This window comes from Paenibacillus cisolokensis, assembly GCF_018403665.1.
Taxonomy (GTDB): Bacteria; Bacillota; Bacilli; order Paenibacillales; family Paenibacillaceae; genus Paenibacillus_AH; species Paenibacillus_AH cisolokensis.
On record NZ_BOVJ01000221.1, the window covers coordinates 1 to 2,304 of the forward strand.

Here is a 2,304-nt window from a genome sequence, read left to right on the forward strand (position 1 = left end):
TTTTGCAGAATTTTGCGCTATAGTTATCTGTTTGGGCCAGAGTTCCTGTACTTTTGCAACTTTTCGCCATTAGCAATCTGCCCAGAGACGGAGACGCTGAAGGTAGGGGGCGGGTAAACGGCGGGAGACGGAGGCGCTGAAGGCGGGACGCAATGGACTGGAGACGATTAGACAGAAGGCTGGGTACACCGACGAACCAGATACGATTTGACGGATGGCTGGGTACACCGACGGACTGGAGACAATTTGACGGATGGCGGAGCGGGCACCGACGGACGGGGGACGATTTGACGGATGACGAAATGTCTGCGAATACCATCGAAACTGCCAAGAAAATGTTTTTGTTCGTTCCATGATTGAACCGAATCGCCGTAATTTGCGACTATATTCATGAAGAAGGAGGGGATATGAATTTCGGCCGCATCTATGCGGAGTATGCGGATGTCGTTTACTCATATTTGAAATTCAAACAAAAACGCTTATCTGATTGAAGACGTTTTTCAGGAGACATTTTTATCTGTCTATTCCAATCTTCACAAAGCGGCCCGAATCGATTCCATGAAAGCAATTGATTGCGGAACTGGTGAAAACGCTATACACGGAAGAGACCGGCGGCCAGATGGGAAGAGCGGTAGGCAAGTTTGACAAGGAGCTCGTCGATTCCGGCTTTCCTGAAGCGGAAGCGTTGAAAATGTCCAAAGATTATTTGAGAACCATTATTTCGGTGGCGTCAAACTTAAAAGATAACTGATCGCGAATCGAGTAAGAGGGGGCGGCTAACCCCCGTCTCCTCACACCACCTAGCATGCGGGTCCGCACTAGGCGGTTCCAAAAGGTTGACGAAGTTCCAGATAGCGAGAAAGCAGACTTTTCAGCCCTTTCGCTTCCCAGTAGGAAGTTGGGAGGGCATTGTTTGTGTTTCGGGACATTTCCCACGGTCCCCGGCGGGAGTTCGCCATGACGAAGCAAGCCCACTCCGGTACCCCGAGTGCTCGAAGTTCGCGAATCCGGGTGCGGACTCGTTTCCACTGTTTCCAAAGGCACATGCGCAGCCTTCTGCGAATCCACTGGTCGAAACTTGTGAGGTGATTCTTCGCCGAGGCCAGTCGGAAGTAACCCAGCCATCCCATCAGATAACGGTTCAGCCGGTAAATCCGCTCTTCCATCGATGCGGATTTGGACCTGTTGGTGAGTTCCCGGACTTTCTCCTTGAATCGCGAGATGGTCTTCGGTGCCAGACGAATCGTCGCATTCCGATTCGACAGGAAGCTGAATCCGAGGAACTTTCGGTTCCACGGGCGGTCTACCGCGCTCTTGTCCCGATTCACTTTCAGTTTCAGCTTTCCCTCCACGAAGCGAGTCACCGATTCCATGACGCGTTCGCCGGCGCGCTTGCTCGCGACGAAGATGTTACAGTCGTCCGCGTACCGGACAAACCGCAGGCCGCGCTTGGTCAGTTCCTTGTCCAGATTATCCAGCAGAATGTTCGCCAGCAGCGGACTTAAGGGTCCGCCTTGCGGCGTACCCTCTTCTGTCCGTTCTAGTGCTCCTTCGGCCATGGCCCCGGCGTTCAGATAGGCGCGTATGAGTTTCAGGACACGCTTGTCCGTCACTCTCCTTGCCACCCTAGCCATGAGGATGTCATGGTTGACCCGGTCAAAGAACTTCTCCAAATCCATGTCCACGACCCATCTCAGGCCGCTTTGGATATAGCGCTGTGCTTGCAGAACGGCGTCATGCGCTCGCTTTCCTGGCCGAAAGCCATAGCTATACCAAGAGAAGTGAGGGTCAAAGATCGGTTCCATCACTTGCAGAAGTGCTTGCTGGAGTAAACGATCCATCACGGTCGGAATGCCGAGCAGCCGCACGCCGCCTCCGGGTTTGGGGATTTCCACCCGTCTGACCGGCGAGGGTCTGTAGGTTCCTGCGAGGAGTTCGGCCTTCACCGTTTCCCAGTGTGTCTTCAGGTAAGCTTGTAGCTCCGCTACCGTTACGCCGTCCACGCCGGGGGCTCCCCCGTTTCGGACCACTCGCTTGTAGGCGAGCAGAAGGTTTTCTCTTCTGAGCATTCGTTCCAGCAGGTCGTCTCGGTCTTCGCGAGAGGAAGGAGCGACTTGTGCCGACGAAGAACTCGGCGCTCCGGCATACCCTTCCGGCTTCACCGTATCCCTTTGCCGTGAGCTCCCTTGCGGGATATTCTGCTGTCGTTGCTCTTCGTGCGAACGCATCGGTTTCCTCTCTCCTTTCGGTTCGGCCCTTCCGCTTTCCGGCGTCCCGTACTCGCGTGTAGAGTCGAAGGAGGTC

At 54.6% G+C, this 2,304-nt stretch carries 2 protein-coding genes; one reads left to right on the forward strand and one right to left on the reverse strand.

Going from position 1 to position 2,304, the window contains the following annotated elements:
* Positions 1-583 precede the first annotated feature (583 nt).
* Entirely contained in the window at positions 584-751 is a 168-nt protein-coding gene (locus PACILC2_RS24490; RefSeq protein WP_213531499.1) for a hypothetical protein, read from the forward strand.
* 67 nt (positions 752-818) lie between these two features.
* On the opposite strand, the gene ltrA is transcribed toward PACILC2_RS24490, so the two are convergent.
* Complete coding sequence (ltrA, locus tag PACILC2_RS24495; protein WP_213531501.1) at positions 819-2,228, reverse strand: group II intron reverse transcriptase/maturase; 1,410 nt, start codon at positions 2,226-2,228, stop codon at positions 819-821.
* Positions 2,229-2,304 lie beyond the last annotated feature (76 nt).